This window comes from Streptomyces sp. HUAS TT11 (assembly GCF_051553595.1).
Taxonomy (GTDB): Bacteria; Actinomycetota; Actinomycetes; order Streptomycetales; family Streptomycetaceae; genus Streptomyces.
The window spans coordinates 1,333,150-1,355,593 of sequence record NZ_CP196184.1; the positions used below are offsets into that span (position 1 = coordinate 1,333,150).

Sequence of the window (22,444 nt, forward strand, 5' to 3'; positions counted from 1 at the left end):
TCGGGGTAAAAGGCCGTTTCATGTCGGAAGCGTCGCGCGCCCCGCGGGCACACGGCCGTGAGCGCTCGCTCCACGGTCGCGGGTGGCGCGGAGGGGTGGTGCGGTGCTTGGCCGAGGGGGTCCCTCTCGTGGCCGGGAAGGCGCGCGGGTTCCATGCTTGTCCCGCGCGGCGGAGGTCCCGGCCCGTACGCGAGCGGGACGTGGCGGCAAGGAGGTCGAGATGCGAACCCGGGTGCGCGGCTGGCGCTGGCGGCGCAATCCGCTGCGCCGCAGGTCGGATGTCGTCGAGGCGTGGACTGCCGCGCTCCTCACCGTTCTGCTGTGCTTCGGCGCCCCGCTCGCCGGCGCGGCCGCGGGTCTGTGGGCCTACGGCACCGCGCACACGACTCAGCTGACCCAGCGCGCCGAGCGCCATCAGGTGTCCGCGGTGCTCCTCGAGGACGCGCCGGCCCAGGTGCCTTCGGCGCAGAGCGGCAAGCAGCCCCAGTACCGGGTGAAGGTGCGCTGGACCGAGCCGGACAAGGGCACACGGACCGCCGTCGCGCGGGTCCCGGCGGGCTCGCTGCGCGGCGACCGGGCGGATGTGTGGCTGGACGCGAGGGACCGGAGCGTCGCCGCGCCACCGAGCGACACCGCGGTGTGGCAGCACGCCCTGACCACGGGAGTGTGGGCCGCGGCCGGAGCGGCCGGGACGGTCCTGCTGGGACGTGCCGTGATCCGCCGGGTCGCCGAGCGCCACCGCATGGCGGAATGGGAGGCCGAGTGGGCCCGCACGGGTCCGGAGTGGGGGCGGCGGACGGCGTGACGGGCGTGCCCTCGTGCGGCGGGGGCGGGCGCCAGGGGGCTGGCGGGTCCGGAACGGCCCCCGTACGGTGTGATCATTCGCATGCCCGATGCCAGAGGGGTCCTTCATGGCCTTGTTCGACCTGCCGATCGACGAACTCCGCACGTACCGCAGCGCCTCCGTCGAGCCCTCGGACTTCGACGCGTTCTGGGCGAAGACGCTGCAGGAGGCCCGTGAGCACGACCTCGACGCACGCTTCGAACCGGTCGACACGGGTCTGCGGACGGTCCAGGTCCACGATGTGACGTTCGCCGGGTTCGGCGGTCATCCCGTCAAGGGCTGGCTGACCGTGCCGTCGTCCGTGGACGGCCCGCTGCCCACGGTCGTGGAGTTCATCGGCTACGGCGGCGGACGCGCCCTTCCGCACACACACCTGCTGTGGGCGTCGGCGGGCTTCGCACACTTCGTCATGGACACCCGGGGCCAGGGCAGCGCATGGGGCGGCGGCGACACCCCGGACCCGGTGGGCAGTGCTCCCGCGTTCCCCGGGTTCATGACGCGTGGGGTCGACGACCCCGAGACGTACTACTACCGGCGGCTGTTCACGGACGGGGTCCGGGCCGTCGAGGCGGCCCGCTCGCACCCCCTGACCGACGCCTCCCGCACGGCGGTCCTCGGTACCAGCCAGGGCGGCGGCATCACGATCGCGGTCGGCGGCCTCGTACCGGATCTGGTGGCGGTGGCACCGGACGTGCCGTTCCTGTGCGACTTCCCGCGCGCCACGAAGCTCACGGACCGCAACCCGTACCGGGAGATCGGCAACTACCTCAAGACGCATCGCGGCCGTACCGAGCGGGTCATGCGCACGCTGTCGTACTTCGACGGCGTGCACTTCGCCGCGCGCGGCCGGGCCCCCGCGCTGTTCTCGGCCGCGCTGGAGGACGAGACGTGTCCCCCGTCCACGGTGTTCGCCGCGTTCAACGCCTGGGCGCACGAGGACAAGAAGATCGAGGTGTACGACTTCAACGACCACGAGGGCGGCGGTCCCTACCAGGAAGCGGTCAAGCTCCGCTGGCTGCCGGCCCGTCTCTGACGAGCCGGGGGGACGGCGGGCACCGGGCAGGCGCCCGCTTCCTGCGTCCGCCGGCCGAGCCGTGCCGTTGACGCGCGCTCCGGTCCGAAGGACTGATCGGGGCGGGCACCTCCCACCCGGCACGCGTCGGGCAGGCGCTCCGGGCCGCGGGCCGGGGTCCTTGCCCGGCCGGGTCGCACCACCGTGCGGGCACCCGCTCGGCTGCCGGGCGGCGCCGGCAGCCTCCGGATGCAGAGCGCACCCGGCTGCCCTAGCGTCTTTGCCATGCCCGAGTCCGAGGCGCACGACACCGGTGGCCACGGAGCCCACGGGCGGCCTCCGACACGGGCCGAGCGCTGGGAGGCGGCCAGGCGCTCCCCGTTCCTGCCCGCGACGGTCCTCGTGTTCATCATCGCGATGGTGGCAGGTCTCTTCGCGTGGTCGTACACCTACGCCTTCTCCGACCCCGTGCCGCACCGGGTGCCGGTCGCGGTCGTGGACCCGCACGGCACGGCGCACGGCGCGGCCTTCCTCGCGGGCATGGAGAAGGCGCTGAACGCCTCGCTCGACGTGCACAGATACCCCGACTACGCGCAGGCCAGGAACGCGGTCGAGGAGCAGACGGTGTTCGCGATCTTCGACGTGCGGCAGGAGCGGAGGGTGACGATGGACGTCTCGTCCGCGTCGGGGGCGTCGGTGGCGCAGGTCCTGGAGCAGGCGGCCCCCGCCGTCGGGGAGAAGGCGGGCACGCACGTCACGGTGCGGGACATCAAACCGAACCAGAGAGGCGATCCGCGCGGTCTGGCGATCTTCTACATCGCGCTGGCGGCGGTGGTGCTCGGCTTCGTGGGCGCGATCCAGATGAACGTGCACGCGAAGGAACTGACCCCCGGCCAGCGCATCGGGTTCACCGTCGCCTACTCCCTGCTCGGGGCGTTCGCGATCGCCGCGGTCGTCGACTGGCTGCTCCACGCGGTCGTTCTGCCCTTCGTGCCGGCCTGGCTGACACTGGCGCTGACGATGTTCGCCGCAGGCATGGTCTTCCTGATGTTCGCGGTCCTGATCGGGCGGTGGGCCATCATCCCCACCTGGGGCCTGATGGTCCTGATCGGCAACCCCTCGTCCGGCGGTGCGGTCTCCTGGCCGCTCCTTCCCCCGCTCCTGGGCGCCGTGGGCCGTTGGCTGCCCACGGGCGCCGCCATCAGCGCCATCCACACGGAGGTCTACTTCACCGGCCGGCTCCACGCCTTCCCCTTCCTGGTCCTCGCCGGCTGGGCCCTGGTCGCATCGACCGTCTTCTGGCTCTTCAAGCACCGTCATCCCGGTTACCGGAGCGCGGTGGAGCGCTCGGAGTGACGGTGCCACGCCCGCCATGACCGTGGTGACGCCGCCGGCGGGACCCGTGCCGGGGCGAGAGGGACCGGCGGCGGCCGCGCTGCGGCGTGCTGTCCCCCGGGCCCGTCCGACGGCTTCCACTCAGTCCGACCAGTCGGTATGTTCAACACGCCCCGCCCGCCCGGCCGGGCGGGCCTGCGACGGATCGGAGGGCCCATGTCCCCGTACGAGCCAGAGATCGACGGACGGTGCGATCCGCGTTTCGCGGCGGTCCGCGAGGCGTTCGAGGAGAACTTCAGCGGGCGGCAGGAGCTCGGTGCGGCCGTCGCCGTGACGCTGAACGGCGAGACAGTGGTCGACCTGTGGGGCGGGTGGGCGGACGCGGGGCGCACCCGCCCCTGGGAACGCGACACGGTGGTCGACGTCTGGTCCACGACCAAGGGCCCGGCCGCCCTGTGTCTGCACATCCTGGCCGACCGCGGTCTGCTGGATCTGGACGCTCCGGTGGCCGAGTACTGGCCCGAGTTCGCGACCGCGGGAAAGGAGTCCGTGCGGGTGCGGCATCTGCTGTCCCACCGCGCCGGCCTCGCGGGGCTGCGGGAACCGCACTCGGTGGACGACCTGTACGACTGGGAACTGACCGTCGCCCGGCTCGCGGCGACCGAACCCTGGTGGGAGCCGGGCACGAGAAGCGGATATCACGCACTGACCTACGGGTTCCTGGTGGGTGAGGTGGTACGGCGGGTCTCGGGGCTGCTGCCGGGTGCGTTCCTGGAGCGCGAGGTGACCGGACCGCTCGGCATCGACTTCACCATCGGGCTGCCCGAGAAGGAGTCCGGCAGGGCGGCGGAGCTGGTCCAGCCACCGGTTGCGGACAGCAGTGAACAGGCCGCGGCCTTCTCCCAGTTGACACCCGTGGCCCTGGCGGCCCTGGCCAATCCGCTGGTCGGTGCCGCAGAGGCCAACAGCCCCGGGTGGCGGGCCGCGGAGCTGCCCGCTCTCAACGGCCACGGCACGGCCCGGGCGGTCGCCGCGCTGTACGGGATCTTCGCCGGGCGGGGGTCATGGGACGGACGGCAGGTGCTGTCGCCCGGGGCCGCCGAACGGGTGCGTGAGGGGCAGGGCAGCTGCCGGGATCTGGTGCTGGGCGCCGGGCTGGGGAGGGACACGGAGATCGCGCTGGGGGTCTGGCTGAGCGGTGCGGAAGGTTCCTACGGACCGAACCCGAGGGCTTTTGGACACGACGGCTTCGGCGGTTCCTGCGGTCTCGCCGACCCCGAGGCGGCCGTCTCCCTCGGCTACGTCATGAACCGGATGGGGCCGCACATCGCCGACGACCCGCGGAAGATGGCACTCCTGGACGCCCTGTACCGCTCGCTCCAGGCGTAGGCGGTGCGGACCGGATCCGGCGGAACTCCCGGGCCGCCCTTCCCTGGTGGTTCGGACCGACGCCGGATCTGGTCGCGCACTGGTCCCGCACGGCGACGTCTGGTCACCAGGAGGCGCGGACATGGCCCGCACCACCCGACCGGAACATCCCCACGCACCCGAGGAGCCGCTCTACCGGCGGATTCGCCGCCGAACTGCTGGGCGAGTTGCGTCAGGGAACCGTCCCGCCCGGCGAACGGCTCCCCGGCGAGCGGCAGTTGGCGCACACTTCGGCGGCAGCCGGGAGACCGTGCGCCAGGCGCTGGAGATGCTGCGCCGCGGAGGTCTTGTCGCCGTCGACCGGCGCGGGAGTCACGCCGTGCTGCCCGGCGCCACTCCCGGCCGTTTCCCCTCGCCGGCCTTCCCCGTCGGGGCGGCGCACGACACGGAGCCCGGCCGGCCACCGTCACCTGGGAGGTGCCCACTCCCGGGCAGGCCCGGGCACTCGGCCTCGCACCCCGGCGGCCGACCCTTGTCCACCGCTGCACATCGGCCGCGGTGGACGGGTCCGGGACGAGGACGGCCGTCACCTCCTTCTCCGCGGTCGCCGTGGCCGAGGTGCCGGAGCCGGCCCGCTACCGCGACCGTGCGGACGCTCGCGCCTCGGCGGAACCCTGGCGCGCAGACGACTGGATGCGCACGGCGGGACTGACCCTGCACCTCCGCGACACGATCAGCCCGCTGCCGACGTCGGTACGGGTGACACGGCGGGTGCACGAGCAGTGGGAGCGGCCGCTGGAGGTCACCGATCTGACGGTGGAGGCCCGACAGGCGGCACTGGTCCACGAGTTCACCCTGCCCGCAGCCGAATGACACCGCGGATGACGTCCGTCACGCGCTCACGGGCGGCCGGTCGCCCCCGGTCGTTCACCGCGCCGGGCCGGCGAGAGGAGGATCCCGGCGCGCGCCGCACCATCCGGTCAGGCCCGCGACGTGCCGCTCCCCTTTGTGGCCACGATCAGCCGGCAGCGCGGGCTGCCGTCGGGCCGGCGCCCGAAGGCGGGCAGCGCCCGGTGCTCGACCGTGAAACCGGCCCGTGACAGCTCACGCCGTACGTCACCGAAGCGGAAGGTCCGGTAGTACATGACGAAGGGCGGCCGCCGGACGGCATTGCGCACGCGCATCGCGGCGTCGAAGCCGAGCGACGCCCAGTACCAGGCGGAGTCCGGGCGCGGCGGGGCCCCGATCGGAAAGACGAACCGTCCGCCCGGCCGCAGCACGCGGTGGGCCCCGGCGAACAGCCCGGGCAGTTCCTCCGGCAGAAAGTGACCGAACGCACCGAAGCTCACGACCAGGTCGAAGGCGGGGCCGAAGGGCAGGGCGCGGGCGTCCGCGCGCACCCAGGCGACGCCGGGCGGACCGCCGGAGCGCACCTGCTCCCGTCCGACGGCCAGCATCCCCGCACTGAAGTCGACGCCGGTCACGCCCCCGCGGCAGACCCTGCGCAGCACATCCACGCCCGCGCCCGTACCGCAGCAGAGGTCCAGCCCGTGTTCGAAGGGCCCCAAGGCCTCGAGTTCCTCCTCGACCGCGTCGAGCACGGAGTCGGGCGTGCGGAACGGGGTGCGGTCGAACTTGGGCGCGAGCAGGTCGTAGCCGCGCTCGACCGAGGACAGCGCCTGAACGGCCAGCTCGCGGAGGGTGGGACCGTGCGGGGAGAACATCATGGTCAGCTTAGGGGCTGCGGAGGACGGACGGGATCCCTTACCCGCGAGGAGCCGGGACCGGGGCGGGCCCTTCCCGGCCATGCACGCCGGAACGTCCTCGATCAAGGGGGACGCGCTCCTCCGGATCCGCGCACGCTGCCGTAGGGTCCCGCCCATGACTTCGTTCCGTCCCGCCCCCGCCTGGCTGGCCGACGCCGTCTTCTACCAGATCTATCCGCAGTCGTTCGCCGACTCCGACGGCGACGGCATCGGCGATTTCAACGGGATCGCCGAGCGTCTGGACCACCTCGAGTGGCTGGGCGTCAACACCGTGTGGCTCAACCCCTGCTTCGTCTCGCCCTTCCGCGACGCGGGGTACGACGTCGCCGACTACCTGACCGTCGCGCCGCGCTACGGCTCCGCCGAAGACCTGGCCGCACTCGTCGGCGAGGCGCGCCGCCGCGGGATCCGCATCCTGCTCGACCTGGTGGCCGGGCACACCTCCGATCGGCATCCCTGGTTCCGGGCCTCGGCCGACGACCCGGACGACCACCGCTACATCTGGGCCCCCGAGGGCCGTCCCGACGGCTTCGTCCCCTCGCCCGGAACCCGTCCCGGTTCGTACCTGCCGAACTTCTTCGACGTCCAGCCCGCGCTCAACTTCGGCTATGCGCGGGAGGATCCGGCCGAACCCTGGCGGCAGCCCGTGGACGCCGAGGGCCCGCGCGCCAATCGCGCCGCGCTCCGCGAGATCATGGACCACTGGCTCCGGCTCGGCCTCGCCGGGTTCCGTGTGGACATGGCCGCCTCACTCGTCAAGGACGACCCGGACCGTTCGGAGACGGCCGGAGTCTGGACCGAACTCCGGCAGTGGCTGGACCGGGCCCATCCGGAGACCGTGCTGCTGTCGGAGTGGGGCGACCCGGAGGTGTCGGTCCCGGCAGGCTTCCACACGGACTTCTTCCTCCACTTCGGCGGCCCCAGCAACGGCCTCCCCCTGCGCTCGCTGTGGAACAACGGCGAGGGCACTCTGGATGCGGCCTGGGACCCGATGGACTGCTTCTTCGACCCCGAGGGCAAAGGCTCCCCACGCCCGTTCGTGGAGGCGTACGACAAGGCGGCGACGGCCGTGCGGGGCTCCGGCTTCATCTCCCTGCCGACCGCCAACCACGACTTCTCCCGCCTGAACTGCGGCCCGCGTACGCCCGAACAACTGCCCGCGGCCTTCGCGTTCCAGCTGACGTGGCCGACGCTGCCGGCGATCTACTACGGCGACGAGATCGGCATGCGCTACGTCCCCGGACTGCCCGACAAGGAGGGCAGCGTCCTCGGTCCGCGCTACAACCGCGCCGGTTCCCGCACCCCGATGCAGTGGGACGACGGTCCGAACGCAGGTTTCTCCACCTCCCCCGGGCACCGGCTCTACCTCCCCCTCGACCCCTCCCCCGATCGCCCCACGGTCGCGGCACAGCGCACCGACGAGACCTCGCTGCTGCACCTCGTCCGCCGGCTGATCGCCCTGCGCTCGATCACGCCGGAACTCGGCCCGCGGGGCTCGCTCGAGGTGCTGCACACGGGATATCCGTTCGTGTACGTACGGGGCGGCCGCTACCTGGTGGTCGTCAACCCCCGCCGGGACGAGTCCGCCCATCCCTTCCCCGGCGCCGCCCGCGCCCTGGAATCCTCCGGCGTGGAGGTCTCCGGCGGGACGATCACGGCCCGCGGGTTCGGCTACGGCGTCTTCGAACTGGACGCATAGAGCGGTCGGGTGCCCGGGACCGCTCCCCGGCACTCGGCCGCTGCACCACACCCGGGCCGATCCCCCATCGGATACGGCCCGGGCGCGGCCGGTTCCACCCGTCTTCCGCGCCCCCCGAGGCGGCCTTCGACTTCTGGGAAGTTGGCCGGGACGACAACGTTGCGACGCTTCACCTCTTGACGCGATTGGTTCAGACCTTTAGGTTCCGGGCCGTCACATCACTTGCGTACGAACGAAGTTCAGGCGCAACGACCACCTGTCGAGCACGGCCACGACGGGCGCCCACGCAGGAGCGGGGCGTCCCCGGCGCCGCTCACATCGTCGTCACCCGGAACGTCCAGAACCGACAAGGAGTGAACTCCGTGATGGCCACCCCCCGCCTCCGACGCTTCTTCCCCAGACGCGTCTCCCTGGGCCGACTCACGGTCGGCGCCGTTCTCGCCGCCGTCCTCATGGCCCTCTCGACCGTGCTGCCCGCTCACGCCGCCGACGGCCGGATCACCGGACTCGCCGGCAAGTGCGTCGACGTGGCCGGAGCGAACAGCGCCAACGGCACCGCCGTACAGCTCTACGACTGCAACGGCACCGGAGCGCAGCTCTGGTCCAACCCGGGTGACGGCACCCTGCGGGCGCTCGGCAAGTGTCTCGACGTCGTCGACCGCAGCACCGCCGACGGCGCGGCGGTCCAGCTGTGGGACTGCTCCGGCAGCGCCAACCAGCAGTGGGTGGTCACGGCGGCCCACGACATCGTCAACCCGGCCGCCAACAAGTGCCTGGACGTGCGGGACAACAACTCCGCCAACGGCACCCGCCTGCAGATCTGGAGCTGCACCGGCGCGGCCAACCAGAAGTGGACCGCCCCCGCGGGCGGCGGCGGCAACCAGAACCCGTCAGGGTTCGTGGTCACCGAGGCCCAGTTCAACCAGATGTTCCCGAACCGGAACTCCTTCTACACCTACAACGGTCTCGTCCAGGCGCTCAGCTCCTACCCCGGGTTCGCCAAGACGGGCAGCGACACCGTGAAGAGGCAGGAGGCCGCGGCCTTCCTCGCCAACGTCAACCACGAGACCGGCGGGCTGGTCTACGTGGTCGAGCAGAACACGGCCAACTACCCCACCTACTGCGACTGGAGCCGGCCCTACGGCTGCCCGGCCGGTCAGGCGGCCTACTACGGACGAGGTCCCATACAGCTCAGCTGGAACTTCAACTACAAGGCCGCGGGGGACGCGCTCGGTATCGACCTCCTCAACAACCCGTGGCTGGTGCAGAACGACTCCGCGGTGGCCTGGCGCACGGGCCTGTGGTACTGGAACACACAGTCCGGCCCCGGCACGATGACCCCGCACAACGCGATGGTCAACCAGGCCGGATTCGGCCAGACGATCCGCAGCATCAACGGCTCCCTGGAGTGCGACGGACGCAACCCCGCACAGGTCCAGAGCCGCGTGGACGCCTACCAGCGCTTCAGTTCCATCCTCGGAGTCAGCCCCGGCTCCAACCTGTACTGCTGAGCACGCCCGAGGGCCGGGGTCCCGTACCCCGGCCCTTCTCCTCGCCCCCTGCCGGCCCGGGAAGGCACCGGGCATCGGCCTCCTGCCCGACCGATGCGAGCGCGGGATCACAGGCGCACGGGCAGGGTGAGCACGCTGTTGCCCACGAAACTCGCGTGCCGGGGCGGCTCGCCCTCGGACTGGACGAGGTCGAGGTCCGGGAAGCGGGTGAACAGGCCCTCCAGCGCGATCCCTGCCTCCAGGCGGGCCAGCGGCGCGCCCAGGCAGTAATGGGCGCCGTGTCCGAGCGAGAGGCTCCGCACGGCCCCCACGCGGCGGGGCCGGGTGACGTCGAACCGGTCGGCGTCGGGCCCGTGGACTGCCGGGTCGCGCCCGGCGGCGGAGTATCCGGCCAGCACGGGCGTGCCCTTGGGCAGGACCGTGCCGCTCACGGTCAGATCCCGCACGGGGTAGCGGAAGGGGAAGTAGCTGACGGGAGCGTCCCAGCGCAGGGTCTCCTCGACGACGTCCTCCCAGGCCGCGTGTCCCGACCGGACGAGTGCAAGCTGGTCGCGGTGGCCGCACAGCGCCCGTACGGCGTTGGTGATCAGATTCAGCGTGGTCTCGTGCCCGGCGATGATCATCAGTACCAGGGTGCCGATCAGCTCCTGATGGCTGAGCCGGTCGCCTTCCTCGTCGCGGGCGGCGATGAGCGCACTGGTGAGGTCGCCTCCCGGGCGCTCGGCCTTGGCCTGCGCGATCTCGCCGAGGACGGCGACGAGTTCGCGGTTCGCGGCGATCACCTGCTGCGGGCCGATGTCGGTGGCCACGACATGCCCGGACAGCTGGTGCAGCCGGTCCCGGTAACGGTCCTCGACACCGAGCAGCTCGCAGATGACGCCCAGTGGCAGAGGCAGCGCGAAGTGCCGCCGCAGATCGGCCACCCCGCCGTCCGACGCGGCCGCGCGGGCGAGGTCGTCGAGCAGCGAGACGGTCAGCTCCTCGATGCGGGGCCGCAGCTCCTCGACGCGCCGCGCCGTGAACGCCCGGCTCACGAGCGAGCGCAGCCGCCGGTGGTCCTCACCGTCCGCGGTCGTCATGCCCTGCACGGTGGCGAAGGTCAGCAGGGGCCAGCCCTCGCTGATCCGGCCCTCGCGCAGAGCGGTGAAGTGCCGCGCGTTCTTCGCGACGTCGGGGTGCGCGAGGAACTCCCTGAGCGCCTCGTGCCCCACTACCGCCATCCCCTCGATCTCCCCCGGCAGCACGACCGGTACGACGGCACCCCGGGCGAGCAACCGCGCGTTGCCGGCGTGGGGGCAGCCGCCCGAAGGGGCCATGCGGTGCGGTGAGGCGGAAGGGTCCACCGGCAACTCCTCGTCGAAGGGGTAGGACCGACGCCGTACGACGGACGATTCTGCCCGCTCCCGGCGTCACGCGCAGCACCTGTGCGCGTGGGTGGTGGCCCGTACTCCCGGAGCCCGGAGCCCGGAATGAACAAGACGGTCGACACGTTGGAAGCTTCGGGTGCCGTGGCGCACCCGTCCGGCCCACTGAGTGCTACAGTGCGATCAGCACCTGTGGACGCCCCTTCTCGGGCGCCGGTGCTTTCACCCCAGTTCGCCGAACCGTCCGTCCTTCTGCGACCGACGTATCGGCTTTCCCGGATCACCTCGTGAGTGGCACGCATCGCCGTGCCCGAGGTACCGATCTCCGCCGCGACGAGGCGTGATCATGCCGCCTCCCGGCCCTTCCCCCTCTTGTCCCGTGCAGTCCGTCCTCGAAAGGACCACGCATGACCATCACTCTGGAACAACCCCCCGCACAGCAGCAGGTCCCGCCTCAGACCGTCACCGGCGTGCTCGACATCGACCAGCACGGCAAGGGGCATCTGCGCGCCGGAAGCTGCCTGTCCTCGCCCGCCGACCTCCAGGTCGGGCCGGCTCTCGTCCGCCGATACGGGCTGCGCAGGGGCGACACCGTCGTCGGCACCCGCGGCGGACGCTCCCTCACCGAGGTCGAGAGCGTCAACGGCCGCTCCCCGCAGGAGCTGCGCCACCGCCCGCACTTCCGCGACCTCACCCCGCTGCACCCGAGCGAGCGGCTGCGGCTCGAACACCCGGCGGCCGGCCTGTCCGGACGCGTGCTCGACCTCGTCTCCCCCGTCGGCAAGGGGCAGCGCGGGCTCATCGTCGCGCCGCCCAAAACGGGCAAGACCGTGCTGCTCCAGCAGATCGCCGCGGCCCTCGCGGGCAACCACCCCGAGTGCCACCTGCTGGTGGTGCTGCTCGACGAGCGGCCGGAAGAAGTCACCGACATGCGGCGCTCGGTGCACGGCGAGGTCCATGCCTCGACGTTCGACCGGACGCCGAAGCAGCACATCGCGCTCGCCGAACTGGTCGTCGAACGCGCCAAGCGACTCGTCGAGCAGGGTGAGGACGTCGTCATCCTGCTCGATTCGCTGACCCGGCTGTGCCGGGCGCACAACAACGTGGCCGCCGCCGGCGGCCGCACCCTGAGCGGAGGCGTGGACGCCGCGGCCCTGCACGGCCCCAAGCGGCTGTTCGGCGCCGCACGCCTCGCCGAGGAAGGCGGTTCGCTCACCATCCTGGCCACCGCTCTGGTGGAGACGGGGTCCCGCGCGGACGCCTACTTCTTCGAAGAGCTCAAGAGCACCGGCAACATGGAGCTCCGCCTGGACGGCGCCCTCGCCTCCCGCCGGGTCTATCCGGCCGTGGACATCACCTCCTCGGGCACCCGCCGCGAAGAGCTCCTCCTTCCGGCACATGAGTTGACGGCCGTACGAGGCCTGCGCCGCGCTCTGCAGTCCCGTGAGGGACAGGCGAACCTGGAGACCCTGCTGGAGCGGATGCGGGCCACCCCCGACAACGCGGCCTTCCTGCGGCTCGTCCAGCCCACGCTGCCCGTCGGCTGAGCCTTCGGCTCCGATCCCCCCGGATGTGCGACATCCGAGTGCACCTCCCCCCACTCGGCCCATCTCCTCGGGGCATACGGACCCTCACCGTTCCTACGGTGTGCGTTATGACCATCCGATTCTCGTTCCGCGCGGCCTCCTCCTGGTGCGCTCTCAGTGCGATCTGGGCGCTGGCCCTGCCGGTGCACCCGGCGGCCGCCGCCACGGGAAGCGGCCCCGGCGCCCCCCGCCCGGCCGCCTCGCTCCTGTACACGTCCGGGACGCAGGTGCAGCCGCGTTCAGGGGCTCCCGCGCTGCCGGATGTGTCGGCACTGTCATGGGTGGTCGGCGACGCCACGACGGGCGAGGTGCTCGCCGCGCACGACGCGCACCGCGCTCTGCCACCCGCGAGCACGCTCAAGACGCTGTTCGCCCTGACGGTCCTGCCGGTGCTGCCCGCCGACGCCCGGCACACCGTCACCGGGCAGGAACTGCAGGGCATCGGGGCGGGCAGCAGCCTCGTCGGCGTCCAGGAGGGCCATACCTACCAGGTGAGCGATCTGTGGCGGGGCGTCTTCCTGAACTCCGGCAACGACGCCGTGCACGTCCTGGCCGCGATCAACGGCGGTGTGCCCTCGACGGTCCGCCAGATGCAGGCCAAGGCGCACGAGCTGGGCGCCCTGGACACGCACGTGGTCTCGCCCGACGGGTACGACGCCGATGGACAGGTGTCGTCGGCCTACGACCTCGCGGTGTTCGGGCGGGCCGGACTCCAGAACGCGGACTTCCGGCGCTACTGCGGCACCGTCGAGTCGCGGTTCCCCGGCAACGGCGGGGCCTCGTTCGAGATCGCGAACACCAACAGACTGCTGACCGGCCGCGACGGGGTGGCCGCCTACCCCGGTCTGATCGGCATCAAGAACGGCTACACCACCAACGCGGGCAACACGCTCGTGGCCGCCGCGCGCCACGGCGGGCGCACCCTCGTCGTGACGGTGATGAACCCTCAGCGGCACCGCGGCCACGACGTCTACGAAGAGGCCCGCTCGCTGCTCGACTGGGGTTTCACCGCCGCGGGACGCGTCACACCGGTCGGCTCCCTCCTGCCCGCGCGGCCGGCCGTGTCACGGTCCGGGCCGACCGCGGTGCCGACCGCGGCTGCGGCGGCCCCCGACTGGCCGGCGAGGGCCGTGCTCGCGGGAACCGTCGGCTTGGCCGTGGGAGCGCTGGTCGCGCTGGCACTCCGGCTCAGAGGCAGGCGGTCGGCACGTGGGTGACCGACCGGCAGCCACAGCAGCAGCCCGAGGGTGATCCACACATAGGTGTTGCTGCCGAGGAAGCCGTCGATCCCCGACGCGTCGTCGAACCACAGCCACACCACGCTGCTGCACAGCACGACGTAGAGGACGGCCGCGAGCCGCAGCCGGCGCGCGTGCACCAGGACGGCGAACGACGGCAGCAGCCAGACGAGATGGTGCACCCAGGTGATCGGGCTGATCAGGCAGGCCGTGAGGCCGGTGAGCGCGAAGGCGGCCCGCCAGTCCCCCGTCCGCAGCGCCCGGTGCGTGCGCCACATCCACACGGCGAGGACGGCGAGGACGGCCAGGGCCCAGGCGACGTGGCTCGGATCGTCCGGCGCCGCGAGCCGGGCGAGGACGCCCTGCAGCGACTGGTTGGACACGTAGTCGAGGCGCCCGACGCGGTTCGTGTCCCACAGGGCGTGCGCCCAGTAGAAGCGGGAGGCGCCCGGTGCCGCCCAGGCCGCGAGCAGGGTGGCCGCCACGGCGACGGCCGTCGCGACGGCGGCGGCCCGCCATCTCCGGGCGAGCAGCAGCAGGCCGATGAAGACCGCGGGTGTGAGCTTCACGGCCGCCGCGAGCCCGATGCCGATGCCGGCGAAACGCCCGCGTCCGCTGGACAGCAGCCAGGCGTCGGTGAGCACGAGGCCCAGCAGCAGCAGGTTGACCTGCCCGAAACTGAAGGTGTCGCGCACGGGTTCGAGCATCGCCAGGGCACATGCGGCCAGGGCCCAGCCGAACCAGCCGTAGCGGCGCAGTTCCGGACCGATCAGGATCCACAGCACGAAGGAGACGGCGGCGAGGTTGAGCAGCAGCGCGCAGACGATGGCCGCGTCCAGGCCGACGAACGCCATCGGCAGCATGCTCAGGGCGGCGAACGGCGGATAGGTGAAGCCGTACGTCGTCCCGGGCACCCGATAGTCGTAGATGTGGCCGCCGTGGTGCATCCAGGCGTCCACCGTCCCGTAGTAGACGCGCAGGTCGAACCAGCCGCGCAGCAGTGGCACCGTCGCGGTGAAGAGGGTCACGGCGGCGGCGAGACAAAGGACCAGGACGAGCCGTCCGCGCTCGGTGTGCGGCGCTCTCACGCGGTCCGTTCCAACATCGGGGTCTGGGCAGCCTGGTGCGCCTGCCACAGCACGACCACGGCGAGCACGCCGCCGGAGACGGCGAGGACCACCTGGGGCAGGTCGGGCGGTCCGCCGCTCGGCAGCACGGCGAGGGCGAGGACGGCGGTGGCGGCGGCCACCCGGTGGCGTACGGAGGCGCTGGGCGCCGCGGCGGCGATGAGGAACAGCCCCCACAGGGCGTACCAGGGCCGGATCGCCGGGCCGAGGACGGCCACGACGGCGAGGCTCAGACCGAGTGCGTAGATCGGTCCGGGCCGCAGCTTGAGCCATATGAAGAGCACCGCGAGCATGGTGGCGAGAAGTCCGGCCGCATGCCACACCGGGATCGCGAGGGGCGCGAAGCCGCTGCCGAAGCCGTCCAGCAGACGACCGGTGATCCGGCCCAGAACACTCGTGGGCGACCAGTTGTGCGGCGAGATGGGCGTCTTGAGCGCCGCGACCCAGCCGTATCCCGTGCCGGCGAGCAGGGTGACCCCCACCGTGGTGAGGACCGCCGCGACCGTGGTCGTCGCCACCGCTCTCGCGAGGCCCACATGCCGGCGCAGTGCGATGACGGCCAGCAGGCCGAGCGCGGCCGGTGCCTTGACCAGCGCGGCAAGTGTCACGAGGACGACTCCGAGGAGGTGCAGGCGGCCGCGGGCGGCCAGCAGGCCCACGCCCAGCAGCCCCAGCATCATGGCGTCGTTGTGGGCACCGGCGACCAGGTGCAGCAGCACCAGCGGGTTGAGCGCGCCCAGCCACAGCGCGGCGGCCGGGTCGGCACCGCACTGCCGGGCGAGGCGCGGCAGCGCCGCCGCCATCAGGGCCACGCCGACGAGGGCGACCAGCCGCATGCCGATCAGACCGGCGGGCAGTTCACCGCGGGTCAGCCCGGAGAGCGCCGAGGCCACACCGAGGAAGACGGGACCGTAGGGGGCCGCGGTGTCCCGCCACACCGGCGCGACCTCGTCCGCCAGCGGGCCGCCGAGTTGTGCGGGCCCGTGCGCGTACACGTCGATGTGCGCATCGACCATGGCACCCTGGGCGAGGTAGCTGTACACGTCACGGCTGAACAGCGGCGGTGCGAGCAGCAGCGGTGCCGCCCAGACCGCGAGAACGAGCAACAGCGCGCGCGGCGTGGGCGGCTCGGGACCGCGGATCACCCTGCCGAGCAGCGCCCAGGCGGCGATCAGCAGGACGACCCCGAAGTAGACACCCACGAGTCCGAGGGCGGCGCGCCCGGACTCGGGGGAGACCAGATCCGCGACCGGCAGTGCTCCGGCGGTCTCACCGCCCAACGCGAGAAAGGCGGTACCGGCCAGACCGAGCGCCTGGCAGCGGCGGAGATCGACAGGGAATGCCATGGCCAACACTCGGAAAGCGTGTCAACGACGGGTGGCGAGAAAGCGACGTCCGCCCCTCGTCGGGGCGGCCTCCACATGACCTCCGCGTGGTCGGTGGTTCACCTGGGCTTCGCAGAGCCCGGTCAGAGCCTCGCACTCAGAAGACGGACAACCCCGTGAGGGTCGTGAAGCGGTCGAGTGCCGCAACACCCGCGACCGAGTTGCCGCGTTCGTCGAGCCCCGGGCTCCACACGCACAGGGTGCACCGGCCGGGGACGACCGCGACGATGCCGCCGCCCACGCCGCTCTTGCCGGGGAGGCCGACCCGGTAGGCGAAGTCGCCCGCCGCGTCGTACGTGCCGCAGGTCAGCATCACCGCGTTCACCTGCTTGGCCTGGCTGCGCGTCAGAAGCCGGGTACCGTCGGCACGGAGACCGTGCCGGGCCAGGAATCCGGTGGCCAGGGCCAGGTCCGCGCAGGACGCCTCGATGGAGCACTGCCGGAAGTACTCCTCGAGGAGGACCGGCACCGGGTTGTCGATATTGCCGTAGGACGCCATGAGATGGGCCAGGGCGGCGTTGCGGTCACCGTGCACGGTCTCGGAGGCGGCCACGTCCAGGTCGAAGGCGAGCGCCGGGTTGCCGCTCTCCGCTCTGAGGAAGTCGAGCAGGGTCTCCGCCGCGTGGCCCGTACGGGTGTGCAGCCGGTCGGTGACGACAAGGGCGCCCGCGTTGATGAACGGATTGCGCGGGATGCCGTTCTCGTACTCCAGCTGGACCAGCGAGTTGAAAGGGTTGCCGGACGGCTCCCGGCCCACGTGCTCCCACAGTGCGTCGCCCTCACCCGCCAGATCGAGGGCGAGCGTGAAGACCTTGGTGACGGACTGGGCGGAGAACGGCTGCCGCCATTCCCCCACGCCGTACACGGTTCCGTCCGGTTCACCCACCGCCATGCCGAAGCGGCGCGGGTCGAGGGCGGCGAGCGCGGGGATGTAGTCCGCGGCGCGGCCGCGCCCGGGCGTCCTCTCGATCTCTTCGGCGATGCGTTCCAGTACGTGCTGGAACGCCGGCGACGACGGCATGGACTCCATCGTGCCGCCTCGCGGGCCGGATCGCTCGCCTGCTCCGCCCCCGGCTCAGGGGCCGGGCGTGAAGCCGCTCACCGGCCCCACGCCCCGTGTCCGGTGCACGGCCGCCCGGCGGCCCGCGGGCGGCCGGAGATCAGTTGAGCGTGCCGGTCGCCAGCAACCCCAGGAGACCCACACCGACGACGATCCGGTAGATCACGAAGGCGTTGAAGGAGTGCTTGGCGACGAACTTCAGCAGCCAGGCGATCGAGGCGTACGCGACCACGAAGGAGACGATCGTGCCGACGGCCAGCGGCGCGACACCCACCCCCGCGCCGAGCGCGTCCTTCAACTCGTAGATACCGGCGCCCGTGAGGGCGGGGATGCCGAGGAAGAACGACAGACGCGTGGCGGCGACCCGGTCGAGGTCGAGGATGAGCGCGGTCGACATCGTGGCGCCGGAGCGGGAGAAGCCCGGGAAGAGCAGCGCGAGGATCTGCGAGCCGCCCACCAGCATCGCGTCCTTGAACGAGGTGTCGTCCTCACCGCGCTTGTGCCGGCCCATCTGGTCCGCGCACCACATCACCCCACTGCCGACGATCAGCGAGCCCGCCACCACCCACAGCGAGGCGAGCGGACCGTCGATGAGCGGCTTGGCGGCCAGGCCGACCAGGACGATCGGAACGGTCGCGGCGATGACCCACCAGGCGAACTTGTAGTCGTGGTGATACCGCTCCTCCCGGTGCACCAGACCCCTGAACCAGGCCGAGACGATCCGCACGATGTCCTTGAAGAAGTACAGGAGCACGGCGGCGATCGCGCCCACCTGGATGACGGCCGAGAAGCCGACGACGGCCTGGTTGTCGACGGGGATGTCCATCAGGCCTTCAGTGATCTTGAGATGGCCGGTCGAGGACACGGGAAGGAATTCGGTCACCCCCTCGACGACTCCGAGGACTACGGCCTGACCGACGTTGATGACGCTCATGGGATCCAGTTCTGAGAAGTTGGTCGACAGTGCTGTAGACGGTAGTGCAAGAAGGTTTTACTACGCGCGGGCCGCGTCCGCCGAGCGGGGCCACCGCGCCCCGGCGGCCGGAGCGGCGGCGGCGACGCCCCCGGACCCGCAGCCGCGCCCGCCAAGACGTCGGCGGCAGCGTAGGACCCGGCCCCGCCCCGGTCGGCCGCAGGGCCCCCCACAGGAACGCCGGGCGGCGGGCCGGCGCCTCGCACAGCCGCCTGCCGACCGGAAAGCGCAGGTGGGACAAGCAGGGGACGGCCGTGACCGCGGCGGCCGGCAGGCCCCGCACCGCACAGCCCGTGGCATGGTTCACGGAGGCGCCCCCGCCGAGGACCGCGAGGCGGCCCGGAGCCCGTCCGGTTCGACCCGGCGACCACCCGCAGCCGATTCACAACGAGTTCTCACCTTCCCCGTCCGGGAATCGGGACGCTCCGCCAGGCTTCTCATGGGGAGACTTCTCCTACTCGCCGGGGCCCTGTCGAACGGGCACGCTCGATCGCAAGCAGGAACCCTCGGCGGTACCGCCGCGAGCCGGGCAGGGCGGCCCCCACCGTCGCGCCCCGATACATGATCGCGGCCGGGTAACAGGGTAACGGCTCCCGGGCACGCGGGGATGCCGCCAGGGGTTCGCCCGCAGCCTGCGCGGCTGCCGCCGCCCGTTCCCCGCGGACGCGCGCCCGCGTACCGGGACCTGGACTACCACCCCTTCTCGAACATGCGCGCTATCTCGGCGATGCGTACCTCGTCACGGCGGTAGTACGTACGCAGCCGGATCCTTCTGGTGCGCAGCAGACCGACGGCGGCGAGGAGGCGCAGATCGGCCTCGGCGACGGAGCGGGGGACGGCGAGCTTCTCGGCCACGGCCGCCGCCGTCACCCCGTCCTCGGCCCGATCGCCGTGCCGTTGCGGCGGGAAGTGGGTCACCGGATCCCGCAGCCACTCGAGAATGCGCATCCGCCGCCCGCTCACGGGTCTCCTCGGCATCCCGCCCCCTCGTACCGCCCTCCCACCCACTCTCGCGTGCGGTGCGGGACGGAGCCGAGGCCCGAATGCGCCGAAGTGACGGGGTGCGCCGTCCCCGCCGCGGGTCGGGCGCGGCTGCGGACGAGGGTCCGCGGACGACCGCGCAACCGGTCAGTTTCGGAGAAGCCTGCGGGCGGTCCGCGGCCCTAGCGTGACATCGACGACGGGCCGCATCGGCCCGCCCCTCACGGAGGAGCACCCATGACCACCGGCCTGACGACCATCATCTATCCCGTGAAGGACCTAGAGGCGGCGAAGGCCGTCTTCCGCGCGCTCCTGGATGTGGAGCCCTACGCGGACCAGCCGTACTACGTCGGTTTCAGGGCCGCCGGGCAGGAACTGGGACTCGACCCGAACGGCCATGCCAAGGGCATGACGGGTCCTGTGCCCTACTGGCAGGTGCCCGACCTCAGGGCGCGTCTCGCGGCGCTGCTGGACGCCGGGGCCGAGCTGCTCCAGGACGTCCAGGACGTCGGCGGGGGCAAGCTGATCGCCTCGGTCAGGGACGCGGACGGCAACCTGGTCGGGCTGCTCCAGGAGCCGGTCGCCTAGACGGCAGGCCGGGCACCGCCGCGCCGCCCCGGCACCGGCCGGTTTTGCTTGCAGACACACTAGTTGCACGGTAAACAAAGGGCCCCGTTTCTGTTACCGTGCGGGTATGGCAGCGAACACGGCCGGTGCCCGGCTCGAGGAGCAGTGGCGGGACATCCTGTCGGTCCACGCCCGCACCATGTGCGAGATCGACCGCGTGCTGCATCCGCACGGCCTCGGCGCGAGCGACTTCGAGGTGCTCGACATACTCGCCGCCGAGACTCCCGAGCACGGCTCCCAGTGCCGGGTGCAGAACATCGCCGGACGCGTCCACCTGAGCCAGAGCGCCCTGTCGCGGCTGATCGCGCGGCTGGAGAAGGACGGTCTTGTGCTGCGCTCGGTGTGCGAGGAGGACCGGCGCGGAGTGTGGGTCGCGCTGACCGAGCGGGGCCGCGAACTGCACGCCCGGGTGCTGCCGTTGCAGCGCGAGGTCCTGACCCGCACGCTGACCGGGGTGTGACCGCTCAGACGCTGAACTCCGCGCCGTCCGGGAGGACTTCGGCCCCGGTCTCGATCACCGGACGGCGGGGCGCCGAGACCCTGGCAGGCAACGGGTCCGTACCGCCGCGGGGGCTGTGGATCCGGCCCGGACGCCGGACCAGGGCGACCAGGCTGCCGTACTCGCCCGTGCCGGCCGGCTGCCCCGTGGCCGCCGGCCCGTACTCGTCCGGTACCGCGGTACCCATCTCCTCCGCGGCGTAGAACGTGCCGTCCAGCAGTGCGCAGTCGGCCGTCGGCAGCAGTTCGTCCAGGGGCTGGGACCGGGCGCCCACGCGCGGCGCGTACCCGAGGACACCGCCCGTGGCCAGATCCTCGATGCGATAGGCGATCACCCAGGGGGCGGACCCGCGGGCGTCGCGTGGATATCCGGGCGCCCTGTCGCCGACCGGGTGAGCCGTGACGACCAGCCCACCGGACAGGACGAATCCGCCCTCGGTCAGGGCGTCCGCCCACTGCCACACGGCGTAGCGGTCGAGGGCCGCACGCAGCGGGGCCAGTGCGTGCAGGACCGGTGGCGCCGCGTACACCTTGAGCTCCGCAGCCCCGCGCAGCACGCCCAGGCCCGTGACGTGGTCGGCCTCCGCGTCCGTCAGGAGCACGCCCCTGACCGGGGTGTCCCGCGGGCCGGGCCCCGGACGCAGCGGGGCGGCCGCCGTCAGCTGGGTACGGATGTCGGGTGAGGCGTGGAGCAGCCACCAGTCCCGCGAGTTGCCCGAGACGGCCACGCATTCCTGGCTGCGGCTGGGCAGTTCGCCGTCGCGCGCCGCATGGCACAGCGGGCATGCGCAGTTCCACTGCGGGAAGCCGCCACCGGTCGCCGTGCCCAGCAGTACGACCCTCACGACCATCCCCCCAGCGCGTCGGCCGCCTCCCGTGGGATCTTCCCTCCGTACGGGCCCGGCTACCCTGCCGCGGGGGGCAGTTCCGGCCGATCTCCGGCCGGCTGCCGGTCGACGGGGCGCCGGGGCGGGATCGGGGTGAAGGCGAAGTCGCGCGGACCGCTCCAAAGCCCCGGGACGGCGTCGAAGCGGCGGCACAGTTCGTACGCGATCGCCTCGTAGTTGACCCGCCAGCCGTGGAAGTGGGGCCAGGCCTGCTCGGCCGACCGCTCGGCCGGGAACCCCGCCGTCGACACCGTCGCAACGGCCGCCTCGAACTCCGCGAAAGTGAGCTGGATCGGTGCGTCCGGGTCCGGGTCGGCGTCGAACGGGATACGCAGGGCACGCGCGATGTCACGCAGGGCGGAGAAGCCGGCCCGCAGCACCAGACGGGCCTCCGGAGGGGCGCTGCCGGGGGTCAGCGAGAGCTGCATCGCCGCCGCGTCCATGACGGAGAGCAGGCCGACCAGCCAGTGGCGGTGGGCCCGCGGCGAGCGGAACGAGAGCAGTACCGGATACGTGGAGTGGCTCTCGCCGATGTCCGACGCCTGTCGCTCCCAGGCCCGGTAGAGCTCGGGCAGCGCGGTCTCGGTGTCGACGAGCCACTGCCGGGCCAGGATCTCGGGCCCCCAGGCCGGTTCGCCGGCCCTGGACTGGAGCAGCGTCACCTCGAGTTCGCGGCGGTTGTAGGCGGCGTACAGGGTGGGCAGGTAGGCGATCTGCAGGGCGATGAGCACCGGCCCGGTGGCCGCCGCGAGGAAGTCGAGCGCCGACAGGTGCAGCCGTCGGCCGCTGGCGAAGCCGAGCGTGAACAGGCTGGAGCCCGCCTCGCGGAGTGAGTCGGCCCAGCCCAGCGCGGACAGCGAGTACAGCAGCAGGCCGAATGCGATGAGCGCCCCGCCGAGCCAGGTCGCGAGCATGCCCATCAGGATCAGCGATCCGAGCCAGGTCTGTGCGCGGTCGATGGCCGGGTAGCCACCGCGCAGGGCGCCGAGCCGCAGCACGCCGCGCAGAACCCACCACAGTCGGTACATGAGCGCCGAGTACAGGCCGCGCGGAACCACCAGCGTACGCAGGATGCTGGCGATGACGGCCACGAGCAGCAGCGCGCCGACCGCACCGGAGATCCATCTCATGCGGTCATTGTGACCTCGGTCGGACGCGTCCCGGCACGGTGGTTCCCGCGCAC

18 protein-coding genes and 2 pseudogenes are annotated in these 22,444 nt (G+C 72.2%); 11 read left to right on the forward strand and 9 right to left on the reverse strand.

Going from position 1 to position 22,444, the window contains the following annotated elements; translation table 11 throughout:
• Nucleotides 1–220 precede the first annotated feature (220 nt).
• The 5 genes and pseudogenes from ACSHXN_RS06225 (at nucleotide 221) to ACSHXN_RS06245 (ending at nucleotide 5,432) form a co-directional block, all read left to right on the forward strand.
• Complete coding sequence (locus ACSHXN_RS06225; RefSeq protein WP_355796867.1) at nucleotides 221–805, forward strand: Rv1733c family protein; 585 nt, start codon at nucleotides 221–223, stop codon at nucleotides 803–805.
• A 106-nt stretch (nucleotides 806–911) separates the two neighbouring features.
• Nucleotides 912–1,877 (forward strand): acetylxylan esterase, encoded by a 966-nt coding sequence (locus ACSHXN_RS06230; protein WP_355129921.1) that lies wholly within the window; start codon nucleotides 912–914, stop codon nucleotides 1,875–1,877.
• Between the two features lie 264 nt (nucleotides 1,878–2,141).
• Nucleotides 2,142–3,212: an ABC transporter permease gene (locus tag ACSHXN_RS06235; protein ID WP_355129919.1), complete on the forward strand. Its 1,071-nt coding sequence runs from the start codon at nucleotides 2,142–2,144 to the stop codon at nucleotides 3,210–3,212.
• A gap of 195 nt (nucleotides 3,213–3,407) precedes the next feature.
• Nucleotides 3,408–4,580 carry a serine hydrolase domain-containing protein gene (locus tag ACSHXN_RS06240; protein WP_355129917.1) on the forward strand — a complete coding sequence of 391 codons (1,173 nt, stop codon included), beginning with the start codon at nucleotides 3,408–3,410 and terminating at the stop codon, nucleotides 4,578–4,580.
• Between the two features lie 121 nt (nucleotides 4,581–4,701).
• Nucleotides 4,702–5,432, forward strand: a pseudogene (locus ACSHXN_RS06245) (winged helix-turn-helix domain-containing protein).
• 107 nt (nucleotides 5,433–5,539) lie between these two features.
• Here ACSHXN_RS06245 and ACSHXN_RS06250 read toward each other — a convergent pair.
• Nucleotides 5,540–6,283, reverse strand: coding sequence for a class I SAM-dependent methyltransferase (locus ACSHXN_RS06250; protein ID WP_355130152.1), 744 nt, complete (start codon nucleotides 6,281–6,283; stop codon nucleotides 5,540–5,542).
• Nucleotides 6,284–6,440: 157 nt separating this feature from the next.
• Between ACSHXN_RS06250 and ACSHXN_RS06255 the strand changes: the two genes are divergently transcribed.
• Both ACSHXN_RS06255 and ACSHXN_RS06260 read left to right on the forward strand, forming a co-directional pair.
• Nucleotides 6,441–8,024: an alpha-amylase family glycosyl hydrolase gene (locus ACSHXN_RS06255; RefSeq protein WP_355129915.1), complete on the forward strand. Its 1,584-nt coding sequence runs from the start codon at nucleotides 6,441–6,443 to the stop codon at nucleotides 8,022–8,024.
• A 365-nt stretch (nucleotides 8,025–8,389) separates the two neighbouring features.
• Nucleotides 8,390–9,535: a glycoside hydrolase family 19 protein gene (locus tag ACSHXN_RS06260; RefSeq protein WP_355129913.1), complete on the forward strand. Its 1,146-nt coding sequence runs from the start codon at nucleotides 8,390–8,392 to the stop codon at nucleotides 9,533–9,535.
• A gap of 107 nt (nucleotides 9,536–9,642) precedes the next feature.
• On the opposite strand, the gene ACSHXN_RS06265 is transcribed toward ACSHXN_RS06260, so the two are convergent.
• Nucleotides 9,643–10,851 carry a cytochrome P450 family protein gene (locus ACSHXN_RS06265; RefSeq protein ID WP_383354517.1) on the reverse strand — a complete coding sequence of 403 codons (1,209 nt, stop codon included), beginning with the start codon at nucleotides 10,849–10,851 and terminating at the stop codon, nucleotides 9,643–9,645.
• Between the two features lie 455 nt (nucleotides 10,852–11,306).
• On the opposite strand from ACSHXN_RS06265, the gene rho reads away from it, so the two are divergent.
• Both rho and ACSHXN_RS06275 read left to right on the forward strand, forming a co-directional pair.
• On the forward strand, nucleotides 11,307–12,446 hold the full coding sequence (gene rho, locus ACSHXN_RS06270; RefSeq protein ID WP_355796857.1) for a transcription termination factor Rho: 1,140 nt from the start codon (nucleotides 11,307–11,309) through the stop codon (nucleotides 12,444–12,446).
• 107 nt (nucleotides 12,447–12,553) lie between these two features.
• Nucleotides 12,554–13,372, forward strand: a pseudogene (locus tag ACSHXN_RS06275) (D-alanyl-D-alanine carboxypeptidase family protein); the annotation flags it as partial.
• An 83-nt stretch (nucleotides 13,373–13,455) separates the two neighbouring features.
• On the opposite strand, the gene ACSHXN_RS06280 reads toward ACSHXN_RS06275, so the two are convergent.
• The 5 genes from ACSHXN_RS06280 to ACSHXN_RS06300 all read right to left on the reverse strand — a co-directional run bounded on the left by ACSHXN_RS06280 (nucleotide 13,456) and on the right by ACSHXN_RS06300 (nucleotide 19,246).
• Nucleotides 13,456–14,811, reverse strand: coding sequence for a glycosyltransferase 87 family protein (locus tag ACSHXN_RS06280; protein ID WP_355129909.1), 1,356 nt, complete (start codon nucleotides 14,809–14,811; stop codon nucleotides 13,456–13,458).
• Complete coding sequence (mptB, locus tag ACSHXN_RS06285; RefSeq protein WP_356113168.1) at nucleotides 14,808–16,196, reverse strand: polyprenol phosphomannose-dependent alpha 1,6 mannosyltransferase MptB; 1,389 nt, start codon at nucleotides 16,194–16,196, stop codon at nucleotides 14,808–14,810. Before mptB ends, ACSHXN_RS06280 begins: the two co-directional genes overlap by 4 nt.
• Nucleotides 16,197–16,332: 136 nt before the next feature.
• Nucleotides 16,333–17,256, reverse strand: a complete 924-nt coding sequence (locus ACSHXN_RS06290) for a glutaminase (RefSeq protein WP_438302781.1) — start codon at nucleotides 17,254–17,256, stop codon at nucleotides 16,333–16,335.
• A 139-nt stretch (nucleotides 17,257–17,395) separates the two neighbouring features.
• Nucleotides 17,396–18,229 carry an undecaprenyl-diphosphate phosphatase gene (locus ACSHXN_RS06295; protein WP_355129903.1) on the reverse strand — a complete coding sequence of 278 codons (834 nt, stop codon included), beginning with the start codon at nucleotides 18,227–18,229 and terminating at the stop codon, nucleotides 17,396–17,398.
• Nucleotides 18,230–18,958: 729 nt separating this feature from the next.
• Nucleotides 18,959–19,246, reverse strand: coding sequence for a helix-turn-helix domain-containing protein (locus tag ACSHXN_RS06300; protein ID WP_355129901.1), 288 nt, complete (start codon nucleotides 19,244–19,246; stop codon nucleotides 18,959–18,961).
• Nucleotides 19,247–19,486: 240 nt separating this feature from the next.
• Between ACSHXN_RS06300 and ACSHXN_RS06305 the strand changes: the two genes are divergently transcribed.
• Entirely contained in the window at nucleotides 19,487–19,837 is a 351-nt protein-coding gene (locus ACSHXN_RS06305; RefSeq protein ID WP_355129899.1) for a VOC family protein, read from the forward strand.
• A gap of 106 nt (nucleotides 19,838–19,943) precedes the next feature.
• Entirely contained in the window at nucleotides 19,944–20,336 is a 393-nt protein-coding gene (locus tag ACSHXN_RS06310) for a MarR family winged helix-turn-helix transcriptional regulator (protein ID WP_355129897.1), read from the forward strand.
• 4 nt (nucleotides 20,337–20,340) lie between these two features.
• Here ACSHXN_RS06310 and pqqB read toward each other — a convergent pair whose 3' ends face one another.
• Nucleotides 20,341–21,219 (reverse strand): pyrroloquinoline quinone biosynthesis protein PqqB, encoded by an 879-nt coding sequence (gene pqqB, locus ACSHXN_RS06315; protein ID WP_438302782.1) that lies wholly within the window; start codon nucleotides 21,217–21,219, stop codon nucleotides 20,341–20,343.
• A gap of 59 nt (nucleotides 21,220–21,278) precedes the next feature.
• Complete coding sequence (locus tag ACSHXN_RS06320) at nucleotides 21,279–22,391, reverse strand: hypothetical protein (protein ID WP_356113177.1); 1,113 nt, start codon at nucleotides 22,389–22,391, stop codon at nucleotides 21,279–21,281.
• Nucleotides 22,392–22,444: the final 53 nt, after the last annotated feature.

Coding starts and splice junctions, on each gene's coding strand:
- ACSHXN_RS06225 (WP_355796867.1), top strand. CDS start 221: ATGCGAACCCGGGTGCGCGGCTGGCGCTGGCGGCGCAATCCGCTGCGC.
- ACSHXN_RS06230 (WP_355129921.1), top strand. CDS start 912: ATGGCCTTGTTCGACCTGCCGATCGACGAACTCCGCACGTACCGCAGC.
- ACSHXN_RS06235 (WP_355129919.1), top strand. CDS start 2,142: ATGCCCGAGTCCGAGGCGCACGACACCGGTGGCCACGGAGCCCACGGG.
- ACSHXN_RS06240 (WP_355129917.1), top strand. CDS start 3,408: ATGTCCCCGTACGAGCCAGAGATCGACGGACGGTGCGATCCGCGTTTC.
- ACSHXN_RS06250 (WP_355130152.1), bottom strand. CDS start 6,283: ATGTTCTCCCCGCACGGTCCCACCCTCCGCGAGCTGGCCGTTCAGGCG.
- ACSHXN_RS06255 (WP_355129915.1), top strand. CDS start 6,441: ATGACTTCGTTCCGTCCCGCCCCCGCCTGGCTGGCCGACGCCGTCTTC.
- ACSHXN_RS06260 (WP_355129913.1), top strand. CDS start 8,390: ATGGCCACCCCCCGCCTCCGACGCTTCTTCCCCAGACGCGTCTCCCTG.
- ACSHXN_RS06265 (WP_383354517.1), bottom strand. CDS start 10,851: ATGGCCCCTTCGGGCGGCTGCCCCCACGCCGGCAACGCGCGGTTGCTC.
- rho (WP_355796857.1), top strand. CDS start 11,307: ATGACCATCACTCTGGAACAACCCCCCGCACAGCAGCAGGTCCCGCCT.
- mptB (WP_356113168.1), bottom strand. CDS start 16,196: ATGGCATTCCCTGTCGATCTCCGCCGCTGCCAGGCGCTCGGTCTGGCC.
- ACSHXN_RS06290 (WP_438302781.1), bottom strand. CDS start 17,256: ATGCCGTCGTCGCCGGCGTTCCAGCACGTACTGGAACGCATCGCCGAA.
- ACSHXN_RS06295 (WP_355129903.1), bottom strand. CDS start 18,229: ATGAGCGTCATCAACGTCGGTCAGGCCGTAGTCCTCGGAGTCGTCGAG.
- ACSHXN_RS06300 (WP_355129901.1), bottom strand. CDS start 19,246: ATGCCGAGGAGACCCGTGAGCGGGCGGCGGATGCGCATTCTCGAGTGG.
- ACSHXN_RS06305 (WP_355129899.1), top strand. CDS start 19,487: ATGACCACCGGCCTGACGACCATCATCTATCCCGTGAAGGACCTAGAG.
- ACSHXN_RS06310 (WP_355129897.1), top strand. CDS start 19,944: ATGGCAGCGAACACGGCCGGTGCCCGGCTCGAGGAGCAGTGGCGGGAC.
- ACSHXN_RS06320 (WP_356113177.1), bottom strand. CDS start 22,391: ATGAGATGGATCTCCGGTGCGGTCGGCGCGCTGCTGCTCGTGGCCGTC.